Source organism: Sphingomonas sp. 28-62-20 (assembly GCF_002281505.1).
Genome location: NZ_NCGH01000010.1, coordinates 101,535 through 120,595, shown reverse-complemented (window position 1 = coordinate 120,595; position 19,061 = coordinate 101,535). Strand labels below are relative to the sequence as shown.

The following is a 19,061-nucleotide window of genomic DNA, read 5'->3' as shown; positions in this document are numbered from 1 at the left end:
TTTTCCGATTTGCTATTTTCGATCAAATTGGCTTTCAATTCCCCGGTATGCCGCCTTCGGGAACCGAATCACTGATGAATGAGCTTGCTTCAACGTTTTCCGTGCCCGTTCCCGCTGCCTCCAGTAATCCGGTACGGTCGGGCGATGATTGGCGCGCGATGCGCGGTGCCTGTCTGGCCGATCCTGGTGCCTTTCACGGCGCGATTGCCGCCAGCGCGATGCACTGGTTTGTCGATCATCTCGGCAGCGCGGGGGCTTGGCTGGCGCGCGGCGAGGATGGCCGCTGGTCGGGCTGGGATGCGGCAACTGCGGCTGCGGTTACTGCCGATTTGCCGGCCGATTTCGCGCCCTGGACCAAGGCATTCGATGCCAGCGAGCCGCCGCATTGGCGCTGGTTCGTCGGCGGGCGGACCAATGCCTGTTTCAGCGAAGTCGACCGCCATGTCCTGAGCGGGCATGGCGATGAGGCGGCGCTGATCTTTGAAGGCGATCGCTGGGACATGTCCGCAGGCGGCGGGCGCGGGGCGCCGGTCGATTGCTTCACCGTGTCGCGCAAGAAATTGCTGCTTGAGACGGCGAAGTGCGCGCTGGCGCTGCAGGCGCTGGGGCTGAAGGCGGGGGACCGCATCGCGCTCAACATGCCGAGCATTGTGCCGCAGATTTACTGGACCGAAGCGGCCAAGCGGCTGGGCATTGTCTATACCGCCGTGTTTGGCGGGTTCAGCGACAAGACGCTGTCGGACCGGATTTGCGATGCGGGCGCGCGGGTGATCGTCACGTCGGATGGCAGCTATCGCAACGCGCAGGTCGCGGCATTCAAGAACGCCTATACCGATCCGGCGCTTGATAATTATGTGCCGGTGACAACGGCGCTGGCGATTTTGTCGGATATCGATCTCGAACTGCCCGAGGCGGATAGCGCGACAATCCTCGCTACGGTCAAGGAAACGCTGGCGGGCGAAGTCTCGGTTGAACGGTCGGACATCATGCGCGGGGTTGGCCGTGCGCTGATCACCTTGGGCAGCGAGGGCCGGATCAGCGCCGCCGATGCCGCGCGCGTGCGGATCGCCATCGCATCGAGCCTCGTTACGTTGCCGCCGCGCGTGGAAACGGTGATTGTGGTGCGCCACACGGCGCAACCCGACATCATCTGGCGCGAGGAACGCGACCGCTGGAGCCATGAGCTGACCGATGCGGCGCTGGAAACCTTGCTCGCCAAGGCGCGCGAGGCTGGCTTCGCGGTAACGTCGCAGGATGAACTGCTGGCATTGCCGGACGCGGATTTCGTACCGGCGATCTGGGCATCGTCTAAGCCGCTGCCGGTCGATGCCGATTATCCGATGTTCTTCATCTACACCTCGGGGTCGACGGGCAAACCCAAGGGTATCGTCCACGCACACGGCTATGCGGCGGGCGTCGCGCATACGATGAAAGTGTCGTTCGATGCGCGGCCGGGCGATACGCTGTTCGTCGTCGCCGATCCGGGTTGGATTACCGGCCAAAGCTATCTGATCTGCGCACCGCTAATGACGCGGGTGACGAGCGTGGTGTCGGAAGGATCGCCGGTCTTCCCGCATGCCGGGCGCTTTGCGTCGATGATCGAGCGGCACGGGGTCACGATCTTCAAGGCGGGGGTGACCTTCCTGAAATCGGTAATGTCCGATCCGTCGAACCTCGCTGATCTTGAGCGCTATGACATGGGGGTCTTGCGCGTCGCGACCTTTTGCGCCGAGCCGACTTCGCCATCGGTGCAGGCCTTCGGGATGCAGCATGTCGTGCCGCAGTACATCAACAGTTACTGGGCGACCGAGCATGGCGGCATTGCCTGGACGCATTTCTACGGCAATCAGGATTTCCCGCTAAAGCCCGACGCGCATGCCTATCCATTGCCCTGGATTATCGGTGATGTCTGGGTTGAGGATGCCGATGCGACCGCAAGCGCAACGCCATTCGCGCGTGACGGCGCCGATGGCGTGCCCTGGCGGCAGGCCGAAATGGGCGAAAAGGGCGAGATCGTCATCGCCGCGCCCTACCCCTATCTGGCGCGCACCATCTGGGGCGATGTCGATAATTTCCGCGTCGAGAATGGTAGCGTTCAAGGCGATTGGCGCGGTGATTCCGGGCGCTGGATTGATGGTTATTGGAAGCGCTGGCGCGGGGTGTGGGCCTATACCCAGGGCGATTTCGCGATCGCGCATGAGGATGGTTCCTTCTCGCTGCATGGGCGCAGCGACGACGTCATCAACGTATCGGGCCACCGGATGGGGACCGAAGAGATTGAGGGCGCAGTGCTCCGCGACAAGGCGCTCGATCCGGATTCGCCGGTCGGCAATGTGCTGGTCGTCGGCGCGCCGCACCGCGAGAAGGGGCTGACGCCGCTTGCCTTTGTCGTGCCGGTCGCGGGACGCAAGTTGACGATCGACGACAAGCGTCGGCTGTTCGAGCTGGTCCGCAGCGAAAAGGGTGCGGTCGCGGTGCCGGCCGACTTTATCGAAGTCTCGCAATTCCCGGAGACGCGCAGCGGCAAATATATGCGCCGGATGGTGCGGGCGCTGGTCGAGGGCGGTGATGTCGGCGACGTGACGACGCTGCGCAACCCGGAGTCGCTCACCGAGCTCAAGACCGCGATCGACGACTGGCAGCGCAAACAGCGTCTGTCGGAGGAGCAATCGCTGTTCGAGCGGAATCGCTATTTCCTTGTCCAGTACAACAATGTCGCGCCGGGCAAGCGGGTGGCGACCGTCACCGTCACCAACCCGCCGGTCAATGCGCTCAATGAACGCGCGATCGACGAGCTGGTGGTCGTGGTCGATCAACTGTCGCGCAAGGATGATGTCATCGCGGTGGTGTTCACCGGGCAGGGCACGGCCTCGTTCGTGGCCGGGGCCGACATCCGCCAGATGCTCGAGGAAATCCATTCGTTCGAAGAAGCGATGGTGCTGCCCAACAATGCACAGCTCGCCTTCCGCAAGATCGAGACGATGGGCAAGCCGTGCATCGCCGCGGTGCAAGGCGTGGCGCTTGGCGGCGGCATGGAATTCGCCCTCGCCTGCCACTACCGGATTGCCGAGCCGACCGCGCGCTTTGGCCAGCCAGAGATCCGCTTGCGGTTGCTGCCGGGCTATGGCGGGACGCAGCGTTTGCCGCGCTTGCTCGCTGACCGGAATGGCGCGACGGGCGTGCGCGATGCGCTTGATCTGATCCTGGGGGGACGCAGCATCGACGCAGCGACCGCGGCGGATATTGGCCTAGTCGATACGTTAGTCGATGGATCGCGCGACGCGCTGGCTGAGGCGCATGCGGCAATACGCGCTTTTGTGAAGGATGGCGCGAATAGCCCGTTGGGTGCGGCATATGCCGCGCGACAAGCGGCTACCAAGGCATGGGAAGAGACATCGTCGGTCGATCTTGATGCGGTGCTGGCGGATGATTTCCTGCAGCGTATCCAGCGGCAGCTCGACTGGGCCGGGCGTGGCACGGCGGGTAAGCGCGCACTCGAAGCAGTGCGGACCGGCCTTGAACAAGGCATGAGCGCGGGGATGGCGCGCGAGGCGGCACTGTTCGCTGAAGCCATTATCGACCCCGAAGGCGGCAAGACCGGCATCCGCCAGTTCATGGACAAGGTGAGCCCGCCGCTCCCCGTCCGCCGCGACGGCGTGTGGTTGGATGAAGAGCACGAACCGCGCGGCAAAGCGCTTGAATCGGAAGGGCAGTTGCTCCCCGTCGGCGCGCCCTTCTACCCTGGCGTCACCCGCATCCCCGAATGGCAATATGCGTTCGGCATTGCCCGTGATGCAGAGACAGGCGCACCACGTTTCGGCCCGCCCGCCAGCCATGAGCGCGAGCTGATCGTCAAGGTGCCAGAGCCCGCGCCCAACGAAGCGTTGCTCTACATGCTGACCAGTGAGGTCAACTTCAACGATATCTGGGCGTTGACCGGCATTCCTGTGTCGCCGTTCGATAGCCATGAAGAGGACGTCCAGATTACCGGCTCCGGCGGCATCGCCCTGGTCGCGGCGCTTGGCAGCGAGACGCGGGCCGAGGGGCGCGTGAAGGTCGGCGATCTGGTCACCGTCTATTCGGGCACCAACGATCTGCTCAGCCCCCAAGTCGGCAATGATCCGATGTATGCGGATTTCTCGATCCAGGGGTACGAGACCGAAACGGGCAGCCACGCGCAGTTCCTGACCGTGCAGGCACCACAGATGCACGGCATTCCGCCCGATCTGACGCTGGAGCAGGCGGGGAGCTATGTGCTCAACCTCGGCACGATCTCGCGCTGCCTGTTCACGACCCTGCAGATTGCGCCGGGGCGAACCTTGTTTGTCGAGGGTGCAGCGACGGGCACGGGTCTCGACGCGTTGCGCAGTTCGGTGCGGACCGGGTTGCAGGTGACCGGGCTGGTATCGTCGCCCGAACGCGCCGCTTTCATTACCGGGCAGCAAGGCGCGGTCGGCGCGATTGATCGCAAGGACCCGCGCTTTGCTGATCTTTTCACGATCGTGCCTGAAGAGGCAGAAGCAGCCCGCGCCTGGGAGGCAGCCGGCGCACCGCTGATCGCCGAATATGAGGCGCTGAACGGCGGCAAGCTTGCCGATTATGTTGTCAGCCATGCCGGTGAGACGGCGTTTCCGCGCAGCTTTCAGCTGCTGGCGGCAGGCGGCACGCTGGCGTTCTACGGCGCGTCGTCGGGCTATCACTTCAGCTTCATGGGCAAGCCCGGCACGGCCAGTCCCGAAGAAATGCTACGCAAGGCAGCGCTTCGCGGCGGCGAGGCAGTGCTGATCTATTACGGCCCGCGCTCGAAGGAATTGCTCGACGAAACAGGCCTTGAGATGATCGAGGCGGCGCGGCGCTTCAATGCGCGCAGCGTCGTTGCGACCACGACCGATGGACAGCGCGAGTTTCTACAGTCGCTGGGGCTTGAGGACGCGATCGAGGGGATCGTCAGCCTCGAATCGATCCGGCGGAAGGAGGGCGCCAACTTCCTATGGCCCGACACGATGCCGCAACTGCCCGATTCCAAGGTGGATATCGAGGTGTTCAAGGCGGCCGTGCGCGATTATCAGGACCGGGTGATGAAGCCGTTCGGCTCGGCGATTGGCAAGATTTTGCGTTCGCCCGACAATCCGCGCGGCAGCCCCGATCTGATCATCGAGCGCGCCGGGCAGGATACGCTCGGCGTCTCGACCTCGCTGGTGAAGCCCTTCACTGGCCGGGTGATCTTTGCCGAAGATATGGCCGGGCAGCGCTTCACTTTCTATGCGCCGCAAGTGTGGACGCGGCAGCGCCAGATATTGATGCCGACCGCGTCGATCCTGGGCACTCATCTGTGCAACGCTTTCGAGGTTGCCCGAATGAACGACATGATTGCGGCGGGCTTGCTGGAAGTGACCGAGCCGCAAGTGGTGCCGTGGGACGGGCTGCCAGAGGCGCATCAGGCAATGTGGGACAACCGCCATTCGGGCGCGACCTATGTGGTGAACCACGCGCTGCCCGAGATGGGCCTGCGCAGCCGCGATGCGTTGCTAGAGGCTTGGGCGGCGGGGGAAGCGCTACCGCCCGATCTTTAGCGGCGTAGCGCCGATTGGCGGGAATGGCGTACCCTGTTGCCGTTCTCTAATAATCAACGATATGATCAGGTTCGCCCTCCCCAGGCTCTGAACACGTCAATAAGCGGCAAATGAATGACCCGCGCGATTACTGGGAGCTGAAATGGCCAAGGCGAAGACCGTATCGACTGCAGCGACTACAACCCCAACCGCCAGCGGCAGGCTGGTGGGCAAGATCGCTGTCGTCACCGGCGCGGCGGGCAATTTGGGTGGCTATATCGTCCGCCATTACCTCGCCGAGGGCGCAACCGTGGTGATGACGGGCCGCACGCCCGCACGCACTGACGCCGCCGCCGAGGCGATCCGCGCGGAGACCGGTGTCGATGCGACGCGGCTGGCGACGGTGGCGCTCGACGGCGGCGATCCGGAATCGGTGCGCGCTGGCATTGCTGATGTGGTGAAGCGCTTTGGCCGGATCGATATCCTCGTCAACAATGCGGGCTCTGCCGGGCCAAAGCAACCGCTTGAACAGTTGCCGATCGACGCCAAGGAACTGGCCGCGCTGCAAAAGGCCGGGTCGACCGATGGCGAGACGGTGGGCGACGCAATCCGCAACATTTTTGGTGTCGCCTGGAACGTGTCGCGCGCTGCCGCTTCGGCAATGGGGGAGGGCGGATCGATCATCAACGTTTCGACGATCTTCTCGCGCACGCCTTATTATGCGCGCACGGCCTATGTCGTGCCAAAGGCAGCGATGAATGCATTTTCGCGCGAATTGTCGCTTGAGCTGGGGCCGCGTGGGATTCGCGTGAACCTCGTCTTCCCCGGCCCAATCGAAAGCGAGCGGATTCGTACCGTGTTCGCGACGATGGATTCAATGCGTGGCGATGAGGCGGGGACTACCGCCAACCAGTTTTTCGACATGATGTCGCTTGAACGCTCGACCGGTGGCAAGGCGAAGGCCAAAACCTTCCCGACACCAGCCGACATCGCCACCACCTGCGTTTTCCTTGGGAGCGACGAGTCCGCCGCCTATAATGGCCATGATTTCGAAGTGACGCACGGCATGACCGTCCGCAAGGAAGAGCGCGCGACCTATTTGTCGCGCCCGACGATGCGGTCGATGGACGGATCGGGGCTCGCGGTGCTGATCGCGGCGGGCGATGGCTGGCAGGAAGCGCTGGAGATCGCCAATATCCAGATTGCCTGCGGCGCGCGGGTGCTGCTGGGGCTGGCGCGGCAGGCGGACGTGGCGATTGCGCAGGCGCGCGCCAAGGCGGAAGGCGCCGACGACCGGCTGACGATCATCCGCTTCAACCGGACCGAGCCCGCCGCGATGGAAGCAGCACTTGATGCCTATACCAAGGAGCACGCGCCGATCACCGGCGCGATCTTCATGCCGGTGCTGGGGCCGGGCGAGTTGGTCGGGGATCTCGTCGATGCGACCGATGAAGATGTCGAGCGCTTCATGGATGCCGAAATGGCGGGGAGCATCGCGCTGGCGCGCACGCTCAGCCGGTACTGGAAGCGCAACGACAATTTGTTGCAAGAACCGCGCTTCGTGTTTTTGACCAATCCAGCCGATGGCAAGGGTGACGTCTATGCACAGATGCTGCGCGCGGCGACCGAGCAACTGATCCGCATCTGGCGCGATGAGTCTGACATCGACGTGGCGCATGGCCGACGGCGGCAGGCGGAATGGGGTAACCAGATCGTCCGCTTCGGCAATGCCGAGGCCGAGAATACCCGCTTCACCGCGGGGCACGCGGCGCGCATTTTGCTGAAAGAGAGCAAGATCCGCGAGATCACGCTCTATGTGCCCGGCAATATCGGCGAGGCGACCGGATCGCGCAAGGCGATGCCGGGGTTCAGCGAGAACATCACTGGGCTGCATCTGGGCAAGGTGGCGCTGATCACCGGTGGCTCTGCCGGGATTGGCGGGCAGGTCGCGCGGTTGCTGGCGCTGGCAGGCGCGAAGGTGATGATGGTCTCGCGGCGGGAGAGCGAACTCGCCGTGGCGCGCGCGCGGATCGTCAGTGAGCTTGAGGATATCGGCTTTGCCGGGGTCGAGCGGCGCGTGCAGACGCTCGCCAATGTCGATGTCAGCGATTTCGACTCTTTGAAGGGCGCGGTCGATGCGACGCTGAAAGCCTTTGGCCGGATTGATTATCTGATCAACAATGCCGGCGTCGCGGGGGCCGAGGACATGGTCGTCGACATGAGTGTCGATGCCTGGAACTACACGCTCGATGCGAACCTGATCTCCAATTACTTCCTGATGCATCATGTCGTGCCGCTGATGAAACGCCAAGGCTCGGGCTATGTCCTCAACGTTTCGTCCTATTTCGGTGGCGAGAAATATCTCGCGGTCGCTTATCCCAACCGCGCCGATTACGCCGTGTCTAAATCGGGGCAGCGCGCGATGGTCGAGGCGATGTCACGCTATCTGGGGCCCGAAGTGCAGTTCAATGCGATCGCGCCTGGCCCAGTCGATGGCGACCGGCTGGCCGGCACCGGCGGCAAGCCTGGCCTGTTCGACCGGCGCGGCAAGCTCATTCTGGAGAATAAGCGCCTCAACGCGATCCATGCGGCATCGGTGAAGGCGCTGCGACGCGGAGTGCGGGTCGAGGCGCTGCTGACGCGGCTGGCGCGCAACGACACGGTGCGGATGTCGCATGATACCAACAACCCGCGCGAAATTCGCGACCTGGCGCTCGCCTGTGCACGCGAAGGCGATGGAATCTGCACCTGGGACCAGTATCTGATGACGCCGCTGATCGCCGCTGCGCTGGTCTCGCGGTTGCGCAAGGGCGGCTATTTCCTCGATGCGCCGGGTTGGGCGGATCGGCCGGATACGCCAGAGTCTAACGCTGGCTGGCTGCTGCGCTCGCCGCCTGAGGGCGCGCCGTTCCTGCCCGCTGACAAGATCGCGATCGAGGCGAAGAAAGTCGGGGGCGGGGTGCTCTCCAAGCTCCATCTCGGCAAGATGCCGACCGAAACCGATGTGGCGCAGGCAACGGTGTTCTTCCTCGCCGACCGCGCGGTTTCGGGCGAGACCTTCATGCCCTCGGGCGGCCTTTCGGTTGAGCGATCGACCACCGAGCGCGAGTTGTTCGGCAGCCCCAAGCAGGAGCGGCTTGACCAGATGCGCGGCAAGACGGTGTGGATCATCGGCGAGCATCTCGTCGATTATATCGCTGAGACCGCGCGTGCCTTCATCAACGAATGCCAGGTCGCGCGGGTGGTGCTGATCACGCGGACGGCCGAAGGGTTCGACACGCTGAAGGCGGTGCTGGACGATGTGCCCGCCACCGCGCTGCAATCGATCGTCTGCGGTGACTCGGTCGAAGGCGCGATGAATGCCGCGCTGCTGCAATGGGGACGGCCGACCACCTTGTTGTCGACGCCGTTCGAGGCGCTGCCGCAAAAGCTGTTCGAGCTAGACGATCCACTTAGCCCAGAGGAATTCCGCGCATTGGTCGCGGGGAATCTCACCAATCATTTCCGCGTGGCGCGCAAGGCCTCGCTCTATGATGATTGTCAGCTGGTGCTCGCCTCGCCTGATGTGCCAATGGGCGACAAGAGCCCGGCTTTTGCGCTGGCGAACTTCATCAAGACGACGCTCCACGCCTTCACCGCGACGCTGGCCGTGGAAAATGAGCGGCTGGTGCATGACGTGCCGGTCAACCAGATCAACCTGACGCGGCGCGTGCAATCGGAAGAACCGCGTAACCTCGACGAGCATCTCGAAGAGGTGAAGCGCTTTGCCCGTGCGGTGCTGCTGGTCGGCGCGCCGCTGCCTGATGCCGAGGATTCACGCTACCGATCGCGCATCTATCGCGGCATGGCGATGACGGTTTAAGGAGTTAGGGTGAGCGACTATCTGCCCTTTGAAAAAGCGATCGAGGCGCTCGATCAAAGTGCGGCGAATTTGCGCCGCACGGGCGAGCGCCTTGATGAGGCTGCGCAGCTGGAGGAGCGGGCGCAGCGCCAGCTTAGCTTTCTCTATAGCAAGCTGACGCCCTGGCAGCGGGCGATGGTGGCGCGGCACCCGGCCCGGCCGCATATCAACCATTATATCGATGGCCTGTTCACTGATTTCATGCCGCTGGGGGGTGATCGCGCCTTTTCTGATGATCCAGCGATGACCGGTGGGCTTGCCAGTTTCCAGGGGCGGCCAGTGGTCGTGCTTGGTCATGCCAAGGGCGACGATACTGCCTCGCGCCTCAAGCACAATTTCGGGATGGCCAAGCCCGAGGGCTATCGCAAGGCGATCAGGCTGATGGATTTGGCGGATAAGTTCGGCCTGCCGGTCATCACCTTGGTCGATACGCCGGGGGCGTTTCCGGGCATGGACGCTGAAGAACGCGGCCAGGCGGAGGCGATTGCGCGCAGCACCGAACGCTGCCTGTCGCTGGGCGTACCCATCGTCGCGATCATAGCCGGGGAAGGCGGATCGGGCGGTGCAGTCGCGCTGGCGGCGGCCAATCGCGTGCTGATGCTCGAACATTCGATCTATTCGGTGATCTCACCAGAGGGCTGCGCGTCAATCCTGTGGCGCAGCGCGGCGCGGGCAGCCGACGCTGCCGAGGCGATGAAGATCACTGCCGGTGAATTGCTCAGCCTTGGGGTGATCGACCGGATCGTTTACGAACCCGCTGGAGGCGCGCACCGCGACCACGCCACGATGATCAAGCGGGTGGGTGTCGCCCTGTCTGCTGAACTTGCCGCCCTTGGGGCGCTGTCTGCAACCGCATTGCGCACCGAGCGGCGCACCAAATATCTGCAGATCGGGCGGTTCGGCGCAGGGATTGGCGATCACCATTAATCGGTGATGGTTTGCGACGGGCATCTTGGCTAAATTGCTGGGGTAACCGGGGGAGAATCGTCATGCGGCAAGGCCTGTTGGTGGTGATGGTGATGCTGGTCGGCTGCACGGCGGGCGGGGGTGCCGACGATAATCAGGCGGCGAGCGATCCGGCGATCAACAGCGCCAATGTCGCGCTTGCCGACCCAGCACCTGCTCCATCGACCACTGCTGTCTCGCCGCTCTTGGTCGCGCTGGTTGGCGATGGCTTGCAATTGGTCGATGGCGACAGCGGCAAGACCTATGCAGTGCCATTTGGTACGGCGCAGGATGAGGCGCTTGAGCGTATCGGCAAGGTCCAGGGCCCGATCGGCGATTCGGGCGATTATGAAGAATGCGGCGCGGGGCCAATTTTCTATGCGGACTTCCCCGGCAAGCTGACATTGCTGTTTCAGGACAAGAAATTTGCCGGCTGGAGCGTTGGCGGTCCGGGCGCCGATGCCAAGCTGACGACATTGGCGGGTATTGGCGTGGGCAGCACGCGCAAGGCGCTGGAAGCTGCCTACACCGCGACAATCGAGGAAAGCACGATCGGCATTGAATTTATGGCGGGCGATATGTCGGGCCTGCTCGAAAGCGCCAAGCCGGCCGCCAAAATCTCGGATCTTTGGGCCGGGGTCACCTGCATCGCGCGCTGAGGCCGACAGACGTCTTTTTGCCGATCACATCATCTTGGATGCACCTGCATGACAATCATCTACGGGATCAAGAATTGCGACACGATGAAAAAGGCGCGCGTCTGGCTTGATACTGCCGGGGTTGCCTATCAGTTTCACGATTACAAAACCGCCGGGGTTGATCCAGCGCGGTTGCGCGACTGGGTGGCGCGCGCCGGTTGGGAAAGGGTGCTCAACCGGGCCGGAACGACCTTCCGCCAGTTGCCCGATGCCGACAAACAGGGAATCGATGCCGACAAGGCGATCACGCTGATGCTGGCCAACCCGTCGATGATCAAGCGACCCGTGCTGGAGTCAGGCGATGCGCTGCTGATCGGCTTCAAACCCGATGATTATCGCACGCAATTCGCCTGATCCCGGGCCTTGGCTGCGGCTGTCGGCTCCCCCATATCGCTGGTCCCCCTACAGGAGCCCCATTTATGCCGACCGCCACCTGGAATGACACCGTCATCGCTCAGTCCGACGCGACCATTGTGATTGAAGGCAACCATTATTTCCCCGCCGATTCGGTGAAGATGGAGTTGCTCGAAGACAGCAGCACGCACAGCCATTGCCCATGGAAGGGTGAAGCCAGCTACAAGACGATCGTGGCGGGTGGGCAGCGCAATGCCGATGCCGTCTGGTATTATCCTGATCCCAAGGAAAAGGCCGCGCAGATCAAGGGCTATTTCGCCTTTTGGAAAGGCGTAAAGGTCGCCTGACCGGGCGCGCTACGTACCCCAGAATTGCGATTCGCCGCGATTGGGCGCAGCGTCCCTTTCATCAAACATGGGGGAGGGAAGACCTGTGCCTTTATCCAAGCAAAAACCACCAACCTGGTTCTGGGTCGTGGCGGTAATGCTGCTGCTATGGGCGGCAGCGGGCGTGTTTGCCTTTTATGCGCATATGACCGTTGACGCGACGGCGCTGGCGGCGATGAGCGACTATGATCGGGCGTCCTATGTGAAGCTGCCGGCATGGTTCAGCTTTGTCTATGCACTTGCAGTGCTGCCCGCCCTGGCAGGATCGGTCGCGCTGCTGCTGCGATCGAAATTCGCCTGGGTGCTTTATGGGCTATCGCTGGCTGGCGTGATCGTTCAGTTCGGTTGGGTGTTCGGCGCGACCGACCTGATCGCGGTGAAGGGCGCAGCGGCGACGGTGCCGTTTCCGCTGTTTATCTTTTTGATGGCGGTGGTGCAGCTTTGGTTTGCCGGTATCGCGATCAAGCGGCGCTGGATTTCCTGAAAGAAGCGATTCTTAGGGCGGGGTCACCGGCCATTGGAATCACGGGACGACCATCGGCGAGGGTGGCATGGATCAGCCCTGCCATTGAAACACATCGTCGAGTGACTTGCCAAAGACCGCAGCGATTCGAAATGCGGCCTCAAGCGACGGCGAATATTTGCCCGCCTCGATCGCGGCGATAGTCTGCCGAGTCATGCCGATCTTTTCGGCCAGCTCGGCCTGCGTCATTTCGCCAGCCATGAAGCGCAGGGTCCGGATGCTGTTGGTGATGGGCGGGACGGCCATGATCAGCCTTCCCGACGATAACGCCAGAGTTGCGCACCGGCATTGACGACATGCGCCGCCACCAAGGCGAGCAGCAGGGCATTGCCTATTACGACCGCAATGATCGTCTTTGGATCGCCGGTTAGCCAACGCTGCGCTGCTGTGACGATGATCGGGGTTGCCACCATGACGGCGATCACCAGCATGCTCAGCAGGGTATAGGCCGGGACCGCCGCCGTTGCCGCAAAGTCGCGGTCGCGCGCATCTTCAGGCGCATTGGCGTCGGCCGGTGCCCAGATGGCAAGGATGATCGCGGCGGCCACTTCGACCGTCACCAGCAGGACCACAGATTGGATAAAGCCACCATAGGCCTGCTCCGCATTGACTGTCCCGCGCGCCAGTAAACTGCCGACGTCAAACAGATAGGAGCCCCAGATCGCTGTCTCTGCGACGATCGAAACCCACAGCATTTTTTCGCGAAACGTCATGATCACCCCAGTTGATGTCAGCATAGATAGTCATGATGTAAAAAATATCTAACATAACGTCAACTGAATTTTACTTCGGCGGCTGTCCGCTCTGGCCTCGCTTGGTTGAATCCGTTAACGGACAGCAATGTCTACGACCTTCACAATCGATACCGCGACCAGCCGCGCGAACCCCATGCCGGCGCCGATGAAACGCCTTACGGTGCCAGCGATCCAGCGGCGCAAATTCGACGGCAAAACGGAGCAGCCGCTGGTCATGCTGACGGCCTATACCGTGCGGATGGCGCAGCTGCTCGATCCGCATTGCGATATGCTATTGGTCGGTGATTCGCTTGGTCAGGTCATTTATGGCCTGCCATCAACCCTGGCGGTGACGCTGGACATGATGTGCGCGCATGGCGCGGCAGTCGTCCGGGGCAGTTATCACAGCGTTGTTATCGTCGATATGCCCTTCGGCAGCTATGAGTCCTCACCCGAGGCCGCCTTTGCCAGCGCCTCCCGCGTGATGGCTGATACCGGCTGCGCGGCGATCAAGCTGGAAGGTGGCCAGGCGATGGCACCGACAATCCGCTTTTTGAGCGAACGCGGCATCCCAGTGATGGCGCATATTGGCCTGACGCCGCAGGCGGTGAACGTGCTGGGCGGCTATGGCGCGCGTGGCCGCAGCCAGCAGGAGCATGAGAAGATCATGGCGGATGCCAAAGCGGTCGCCGATGCCGGGGCGTTTGCGATGGTGCTGGAAGGCGTGGTCGAGCCGATCGGTGCCGCTGTCACCCAAAGTGTCGATGTGCCTGTGATTGGCATCGGCGCATCGGCGCAATGCGATGGGCAGGTGCTGGTAGCAGAAGATATGCTGGGTCTGTTCGAACGGACGCCGCGGTTCGTGAAACGTTTCGGCGATATTGCTGGCCGTATTTCCGCCGCGGTTGAGACCTATGCGAACGATGTCCGGTCCCGGGCATTTCCTGGGCCGGAACAGACCTACGCCCCCAAGGATTGATACCCTTTCGTTTACTCAGGGCTGCCGCTAAGGTCCGCGCCTTCCTGCCATCCGATGGAGCATATCTTGGCCGTTACGCCACCAACCAATGAAGCATTTCTGCGCGAAGTCGATGAAGAGCTGCGTCGCGACCAGGCCAGGGATTTCTGGACCCGCTATGGCCGCTGGCTGATTGGCGCGGTGGTGTTGGGGCTGGCTGCCTTTGCCGGTGTGCTCGTTTGGCAGAACCAACGCCAGCAACAGGCCGGCGAACAAGGTGAGCAGCTCGCCACGGTATTTGAAAAGCTGGGCGCGGGCGACGAAAAGCTGGCGACTAAACCGCTTGCCGCGCTCGCAGACGATGGCATTGGCGGGTATCGCTCGCTGGCCAAGTTTACCCAGGCAGACATTCTGTTGCAGAAAAATGATCTGAAGGGGGCCGCCGCGAAATTTGGCGAGGTGGTGAATGATACCGGCGCGGCCAAACCGTTCCGTGATCTGGCGCTGATCCGCCAAACCTATGCAGAATATGATGGCTTGAAGCCGCAGACCGTGATCGATCGGCTAAAGCCGCTTGCTGTGCCGGGCGAACCCTGGTTCGGCTCTGCTGGCGAATTGGTGGCGATCGCTCACCTGAAATTGAACCAGAAGCGGGCGGCCGGCGATTTGTTCGGCCGGATTGCCAGAGATCAGACCGTGCCTGAAAGCCTGCGCCAGCGCGCGGTGCAGATGGCCGGTGAGCTCGGCGTCGATGCCGTAGACCAGACTGAGGAAAAGAAACCGCAATGATGAAATCACTTCGATCGCCGATCGCCATTGCGGCGCTGATCGCGCTGAGCGGTTGCGGAGCCTTTAAAGGCGGGCCGAAAAAGACACCGACGCTGGGCGATCGCGTGCCGATTCTGGTGTCGGAAAACGGCGCCGAAGCCGACAAGACGATCGCCGATGTGCAAGTGCTGCTGCCGCCGGCTGGACCAATTGCCGATTGGGCGCAGCCGGGCGGCAACGCCGCCAAATCGCTTGGCCATGTCGCACTGGGCACGGAACTCTCGCGGGTATGGTCGGCGAACATCAATGGCGGATCCAATCGCCAGCGGCTTGGTGCCGCGCCGGTGGTTGCCGAAAATAAGCTGTTCGTGGTTGATGTCGATGCGGTCGTCCACGCCTTTGCGGCCGACACCGGCAAGCCATTGTGGAAGGCACCGCTGACCGAGAACAAGGAAAACCGCGATGCTCGTTTTGGCGGCGGCGTCAGCTTTGACGAAGGCCGCTTGTTTGCCAGCGATGGCCTGGGCGACATCGTTGCGTTGGATGCCACCAATGGCAAGATTTTGTGGCGGGTCCGCCCATCGGGGCCACTGCGTGGGGCGCCGACGGTCGCCAATGGCGCGGTCTATGTGCTGAGCCAGAATAACGAGCTTTACGCGCTGTCACAGACTGACGGAACGGTGCAATGGACCGCCAGCGGGTCGCTTGAATCGCAGGGCGTGTTCGGGGTCGCTGCACCGGCAGCCGCGCGCGGCACGATTGTCGCTGGATTTTCGTCCGGCGAACTCAACGCCTATCGTTATGAAAATGGACGCGTCTTGTGGCAGGAAATCCTGTCGCGGACGAGTGCGTCAACCTCGGTTTCCAGTCTTGCCGATATCGATGCGGCACCAGTGATTGATCAAAACCGCGTTTATGCCGTCGGCGAAGGCGGGCGCATGGTTGCGCTTGAGCTGACCACGGGCCAGCGATTGTGGGAACAGAATCTGGCCGGCATTTCCACCCCATGGATTGCTGGCGAATGGGTGTTCGTGGTGACCGATGATGCCAAGCTCTATTGCTTGTCGCGCGCGAACGGAAAGATTCGCTGGATCAGCGACCTTGGCGGCTTCAAAAACATGAAGAAGCGGAAAAACGCGATTAGCTGGATTGGCCCTGTGCTTGCGGGCGGCCGCCTGATCCTGCTCAATTCCGAAGGCAAAATCGTCTCTGTCTCCCCGACAACTGGCGAAAAAGGCGCGGTAATCAAGGGCGGTGCATCGTTCAGTCTCCCGCCGCTGGTGGCAGGTAATCTGCTGTACACGATTGATGCCAAGGGGCGGATCACTGCGTATCGATAATCGGTGCGTCACGGCGGGTGGCGAAAATCAGCGGTGGCGCTAAAAGGCCCCGATGGCACAGCTTCCCGTCGTCGCAATTATTGGCCGCCCCAATGTCGGCAAATCCACCTTGTTCAACCGACTTGTCGGTAAAAAACTGGCACTTGTCGATGATCGCCCTGGTGTCACGCGCGATCGGCGCGAGGGCGATGCGCATCTGATCGGCCTCGATTTTCGAATCATCGATACCGCCGGCTATGAAGACGAGGATGCCGCCTCGCTACCAGGGCGGATGCGCCAACAGACCGAAGCGGCGGTGAAAATGGCCGATGTCGCGCTGTTCCTGATCGATGCGCGCGTCGGGTTAGTCCCGCTCGACGAAGAAATCGCGCGCTGGCTGCGCGGATCGACAACGCCGATCGTGCTTGTCGCCAACAAGGCGGAAGGCCGCGCTGGCGAAGCGGGCGTGCTTGATTCGCTGTCGCTTGGGTTTGGCGATCCGGTGCAGCTCTCCGCTGAACATGGCGAGGGGCTCGGCGACCTGTTTGAGGCACTTTTCCCGCACCTTGAGGGCAAGGCGATCGAGGAAGAGGCTGAAGAGGATGAGGACAATCCCAATGCCGTGCTCAAGCTGGCGATTGTTGGTCGTCCCAATGCCGGCAAATCAACGCTGATTAATCGCATCCTGGGGGAGGATCGGCTGATTACGGGGCCCGAGGCAGGTATTACCCGTGATTCGATCGCGATCGATTGGGAATGGCCCAATCCTGCGGGCGGTACGCGCCCCGTGCGCCTGATCGACACCGCCGGCATGCGCAAGCGCGCGAATGTGCAGGATAAGCTCGAAAAACTGTCAGTCGCTGATGCGCTGCATGCGATCGATTTTGCCGAGGTCGTTGTGCTGTTGCTCGATGCGACGCGGGGGCTAGAGGTCCAGGATCTGAAGATTGCCGATCGGGCCCTGCAGGAAGGGCGTGCGCTGATCATCGCGCTCAACAAATGGGATGTCGCGGAGGATGCGAGCCGATTGTTCAATGGCGTTCGCGCCGCCCTTGACGAGGGCTTGGCCCAGGTACGTGGCGTGCCGCTGCTCACCATTTCGGGCGCAACGGGCAAGGGCATTGATCAACTGATCGCGGCGGCCTTTGAAACGCGTGACGCCTGGTCGCGCCGGGTCGGCACTGGCGAACTCAATCGCTGGTTTGAACGCGCTGTCGAAGCCAATCCGCCACCGGCACCCGGTGGCAAGCGGATCAAGCTGCGTTACCTCACTCAGGCCAAGACACGTCCACCAGGTTTCGTCTTGTTCGGTACCAGGGTCGATCAGTTGCCCGAAAGCTATCAACGCTATTTGATCAACGGGATTCGTCGCGATCTTGGCTTTGGTGCGGTGCCCGTGCGGCTGACCTTGCGCGCGCCGAAAAATCCTTTTGATTCATGATTTTGAAGATTGATGCCCGCGGGCAGCGGTGCCCGTGGCCAGCGATTCGTCTGGCGCGGGCATTGCGTGAAGCGCATCCCCAGATCGAAATCATGGCCGATGATCCTGCGGCCGAGCGTGAACTCACGGCCGTAGCGACCGCCGCCGGGGCGACGATTACGCGACAATCGTCTCAATTCTCACAGATTTTTCACGTTGCCGGGCCCGGTGTCGTCAACATCTCCTTTACTTCAAACGGCTAAACCAAGGGTGGACCTTCGCTTTAGTCGGTTCAGCAATGGAGAGTTCTGGGTGACTTTGCAGGGCAATATGTTGGTTGATTGGGATGCCTATGCGCAGGCGCGTAGCGAACTGGGCACAGCATTTGTGCGTATCCTGGGGTATTTTCAGGAAGACGGGATCAAATCGGTCGCGGCGATCGAGGCGGCAATGCGCGCCGGTAACGCTGCTGCTTTGGTGATCCCAGCCCATACCCTGAAGGGGGAGGCGCGTCAGTTTGGCGCCGAACCGTTAGCGGTTGCGGCAGAACGCATCGAAACGATCGCTCGCGCTTGTGTCGAGAAGCGCGATTCGCCCGACGAAGCACTCGCGCATATCGTCGATCTCCGTCCGCTTTTCGAAGCGACGCTGGAGTTGCTGCAACGCGAGGCCAATCCGCTGGTTGCGCGCAAGCCGGGCTTCGGACGGCGCGCAATGAGCGGCTTTTAACCTCAACGCCGATCGGCGTCAGTCCTGTTCGGCCTTGCTGTTGAGCTGGATGTAGTTTTCCAGCCCCATCCGGGCGATCATGTCGAACTGGCGTTCGAGCATGTCGACATGTTCCTCTTCACTCTCAAGGATTGAGACGAACAGTTCGCGTGACCCATAATCACGGACCGCTTCGCAATGCGCCACGGCATCGCGCAGCACGCCGATTGCTTCCTCTTCAAGCGCCAGATCGGCTTTCAGCACTTCCTCGACATTCTCGCCGATTCGCAACCGGCCCAGCATCTGGAAATTCGGCAGGCCGTCCAGAAACAGGATGCGCTCGGCGAGTTGATCGGCATGCTTCATCTCGTCGATCGATTCATGGCGCTCATGCGCCGCGAGCTTTTTGATGCCCCAATTATCGAGCAGTCGGAAATGCAGCCAATATTGATTGACCGCTGTCAGCTCATTTTTGAGAACTGCATTCAGGTACTCGATGACCTTGGCGTCACCCTTCATTGTCGATCTCCACGCTGGTTGTCCCAAGCAAACCGGTGAAAGCGGCTCAGGTCAAGCGGCGACGCGTTCCTCGGCAATGATTTGACGGGCAAAATCCAGGCACTGGCCACATTTTGGCTGACTACCAAGGGCGCGATAGGCGGCGCAGGCAGTGGCCGCACCACCGCGTGCGGCCTGGCGGAGGTCCTGTTCCTTCAACGCATTGCAAATGCAAACGACCATCATGCCCTCGCTCTCAAACGGACAATGCCGCTAATGAGAGTGATTCGCAAGGCT

The 19,061-nt window shown here is 62.0% G+C and carries 17 protein-coding genes; 13 read left to right on the top strand and 4 right to left on the bottom strand.

The features are described 5' to 3' along the window. Nucleotides 1–74: 74 nt before the first annotated feature. The 7 genes from B7Y43_RS10075 to B7Y43_RS10045 all read left to right on the top strand — a co-directional run bounded on the left by B7Y43_RS10075 (nucleotide 75) and on the right by B7Y43_RS10045 (nucleotide 12,320). Nucleotides 75–5,573: an AMP-binding protein gene (locus B7Y43_RS10075; protein WP_374131513.1), complete on the top strand. Its 5,499-nt coding sequence runs from the start codon at nucleotides 75–77 to the stop codon at nucleotides 5,571–5,573. Between the two features lie 142 nt (nucleotides 5,574–5,715). Beyond that, complete coding sequence (locus B7Y43_RS10070) at nucleotides 5,716–9,414, top strand: SDR family NAD(P)-dependent oxidoreductase (protein ID WP_374131512.1); 3,699 nt, start codon at nucleotides 5,716–5,718, stop codon at nucleotides 9,412–9,414. A 9-nt stretch (nucleotides 9,415–9,423) separates the two neighbouring features. Further along, on the top strand, nucleotides 9,424–10,380 hold the full coding sequence (locus B7Y43_RS10065; protein ID WP_374131511.1) for an acetyl-CoA carboxylase carboxyltransferase subunit alpha: 957 nt from the start codon (nucleotides 9,424–9,426) through the stop codon (nucleotides 10,378–10,380). 62 nt (nucleotides 10,381–10,442) lie between these two features. Further along, the gene (locus tag B7Y43_RS10060) at nucleotides 10,443–11,057 is read left to right on the top strand and encodes a hypothetical protein (RefSeq protein WP_374131510.1); all 615 of its coding nucleotides are present in this window, start codon (nucleotides 10,443–10,445) and stop codon (nucleotides 11,055–11,057) included. Between the two features lie 48 nt (nucleotides 11,058–11,105). Next, complete coding sequence (locus B7Y43_RS10055; RefSeq protein ID WP_374131509.1) at nucleotides 11,106–11,450, top strand: arsenate reductase; 345 nt, start codon at nucleotides 11,106–11,108, stop codon at nucleotides 11,448–11,450. 65 nt (nucleotides 11,451–11,515) lie between these two features. Then, nucleotides 11,516–11,797, top strand: a complete 282-nt coding sequence (locus B7Y43_RS10050; protein WP_374131508.1) for a DUF427 domain-containing protein — start codon at nucleotides 11,516–11,518, stop codon at nucleotides 11,795–11,797. Nucleotides 11,798–11,882: 85 nt separating this feature from the next. Beyond that, nucleotides 11,883–12,320: a hypothetical protein gene (locus B7Y43_RS10045; protein ID WP_374131507.1), complete on the top strand. Its 438-nt coding sequence runs from the start codon at nucleotides 11,883–11,885 to the stop codon at nucleotides 12,318–12,320. Nucleotides 12,321–12,392: 72 nt separating this feature from the next. Here B7Y43_RS10045 and B7Y43_RS10040 read toward each other — a convergent pair whose 3' ends face one another. Beyond that, nucleotides 12,393–12,605 carry a helix-turn-helix transcriptional regulator gene (locus tag B7Y43_RS10040; protein ID WP_374131506.1) on the bottom strand — a complete coding sequence of 71 codons (213 nt, stop codon included), beginning with the start codon at nucleotides 12,603–12,605 and terminating at the stop codon, nucleotides 12,393–12,395. A gap of 2 nt (nucleotides 12,606–12,607) precedes the next feature. Further along, nucleotides 12,608–13,072, bottom strand: a complete 465-nt coding sequence (locus B7Y43_RS10035; RefSeq protein WP_374131505.1) for a hypothetical protein — start codon at nucleotides 13,070–13,072, stop codon at nucleotides 12,608–12,610. Between the two features lie 127 nt (nucleotides 13,073–13,199). On the opposite strand from B7Y43_RS10035, the gene panB reads away from it, so the two are divergent. The 6 genes from panB (at nucleotide 13,200) to B7Y43_RS10005 (ending at nucleotide 18,287) form a co-directional block, all read left to right on the top strand. Further along, entirely contained in the window at nucleotides 13,200–14,072 is an 873-nt protein-coding gene (panB, locus tag B7Y43_RS10030; protein WP_374131504.1) for a 3-methyl-2-oxobutanoate hydroxymethyltransferase, read from the top strand. Between the two features lie 66 nt (nucleotides 14,073–14,138). Beyond that, nucleotides 14,139–14,840 (top strand): tetratricopeptide repeat protein, encoded by a 702-nt coding sequence (locus B7Y43_RS10025; RefSeq protein ID WP_374131503.1) that lies wholly within the window; start codon nucleotides 14,139–14,141, stop codon nucleotides 14,838–14,840. After that, nucleotides 14,837–16,159: a PQQ-like beta-propeller repeat protein gene (locus tag B7Y43_RS10020; RefSeq protein WP_374131502.1), complete on the top strand. Its 1,323-nt coding sequence runs from the start codon at nucleotides 14,837–14,839 to the stop codon at nucleotides 16,157–16,159. The genes B7Y43_RS10025 and B7Y43_RS10020 overlap by 4 nt, the downstream gene beginning before the upstream one ends. Before the next feature lie 52 nt (nucleotides 16,160–16,211). After that, the gene (der, locus tag B7Y43_RS10015) at nucleotides 16,212–17,579 is read left to right on the top strand and encodes a ribosome biogenesis GTPase Der (protein ID WP_374131501.1); all 1,368 of its coding nucleotides are present in this window, start codon (nucleotides 16,212–16,214) and stop codon (nucleotides 17,577–17,579) included. A gap of 2 nt (nucleotides 17,580–17,581) precedes the next feature. Next, entirely contained in the window at nucleotides 17,582–17,821 is a 240-nt protein-coding gene (locus B7Y43_RS10010; RefSeq protein ID WP_374131500.1) for a sulfurtransferase TusA family protein, read from the top strand. A 67-nt stretch (nucleotides 17,822–17,888) separates the two neighbouring features. After that, entirely contained in the window at nucleotides 17,889–18,287 is a 399-nt protein-coding gene (locus tag B7Y43_RS10005; protein ID WP_374131499.1) for an Hpt domain-containing protein, read from the top strand. An 18-nt stretch (nucleotides 18,288–18,305) separates the two neighbouring features. Here the strand turns inward: B7Y43_RS10005 and bfr are convergent, their stop codons facing one another. Then, entirely contained in the window at nucleotides 18,306–18,785 is a 480-nt protein-coding gene (bfr, locus tag B7Y43_RS10000; RefSeq protein WP_374131498.1) for a bacterioferritin, read from the bottom strand. A gap of 51 nt (nucleotides 18,786–18,836) precedes the next feature. Next, nucleotides 18,837–19,010 (bottom strand): bacterioferritin-associated ferredoxin, encoded by a 174-nt coding sequence (locus tag B7Y43_RS09995; protein ID WP_374131497.1) that lies wholly within the window; start codon nucleotides 19,008–19,010, stop codon nucleotides 18,837–18,839. Between the last annotated feature and the right edge of the window lie 51 nt (nucleotides 19,011–19,061).

Bases quoted from the DNA above. Each gene is read 5' to 3' on its own strand.
- B7Y43_RS10075 (WP_374131513.1), top strand. From the start codon at position 75: ATGAATGAGCTTGCTTCAACGTTTTCCGTGCCCGTTCCCGCTGCCTCC.
- B7Y43_RS10070 (WP_374131512.1), top strand. From the start codon at position 5,716: ATGGCCAAGGCGAAGACCGTATCGACTGCAGCGACTACAACCCCAACC.
- B7Y43_RS10060 (WP_374131510.1), top strand. From the start codon at position 10,443: ATGCGGCAAGGCCTGTTGGTGGTGATGGTGATGCTGGTCGGCTGCACG.
- B7Y43_RS10055 (WP_374131509.1), top strand. From the start codon at position 11,106: ATGACAATCATCTACGGGATCAAGAATTGCGACACGATGAAAAAGGCG.
- B7Y43_RS10050 (WP_374131508.1), top strand. From the start codon at position 11,516: ATGCCGACCGCCACCTGGAATGACACCGTCATCGCTCAGTCCGACGCG.
- B7Y43_RS10040 (WP_374131506.1), bottom strand. From the start codon at position 12,605: ATGGCCGTCCCGCCCATCACCAACAGCATCCGGACCCTGCGCTTCATG.
- B7Y43_RS10035 (WP_374131505.1), bottom strand. From the start codon at position 13,072: ATGACGTTTCGCGAAAAAATGCTGTGGGTTTCGATCGTCGCAGAGACA.
- panB (WP_374131504.1), top strand. From the start codon at position 13,200: ATGTCTACGACCTTCACAATCGATACCGCGACCAGCCGCGCGAACCCC.
- B7Y43_RS10020 (WP_374131502.1), top strand. From the start codon at position 14,837: ATGATGAAATCACTTCGATCGCCGATCGCCATTGCGGCGCTGATCGCG.
- der (WP_374131501.1), top strand. From the start codon at position 16,212: ATGGCACAGCTTCCCGTCGTCGCAATTATTGGCCGCCCCAATGTCGGC.
- B7Y43_RS10005 (WP_374131499.1), top strand. From the start codon at position 17,889: ATGTTGGTTGATTGGGATGCCTATGCGCAGGCGCGTAGCGAACTGGGC.
- bfr (WP_374131498.1), bottom strand. From the start codon at position 18,785: ATGAAGGGTGACGCCAAGGTCATCGAGTACCTGAATGCAGTTCTCAAA.
- B7Y43_RS09995 (WP_374131497.1), bottom strand. From the start codon at position 19,010: ATGATGGTCGTTTGCATTTGCAATGCGTTGAAGGAACAGGACCTCCGC.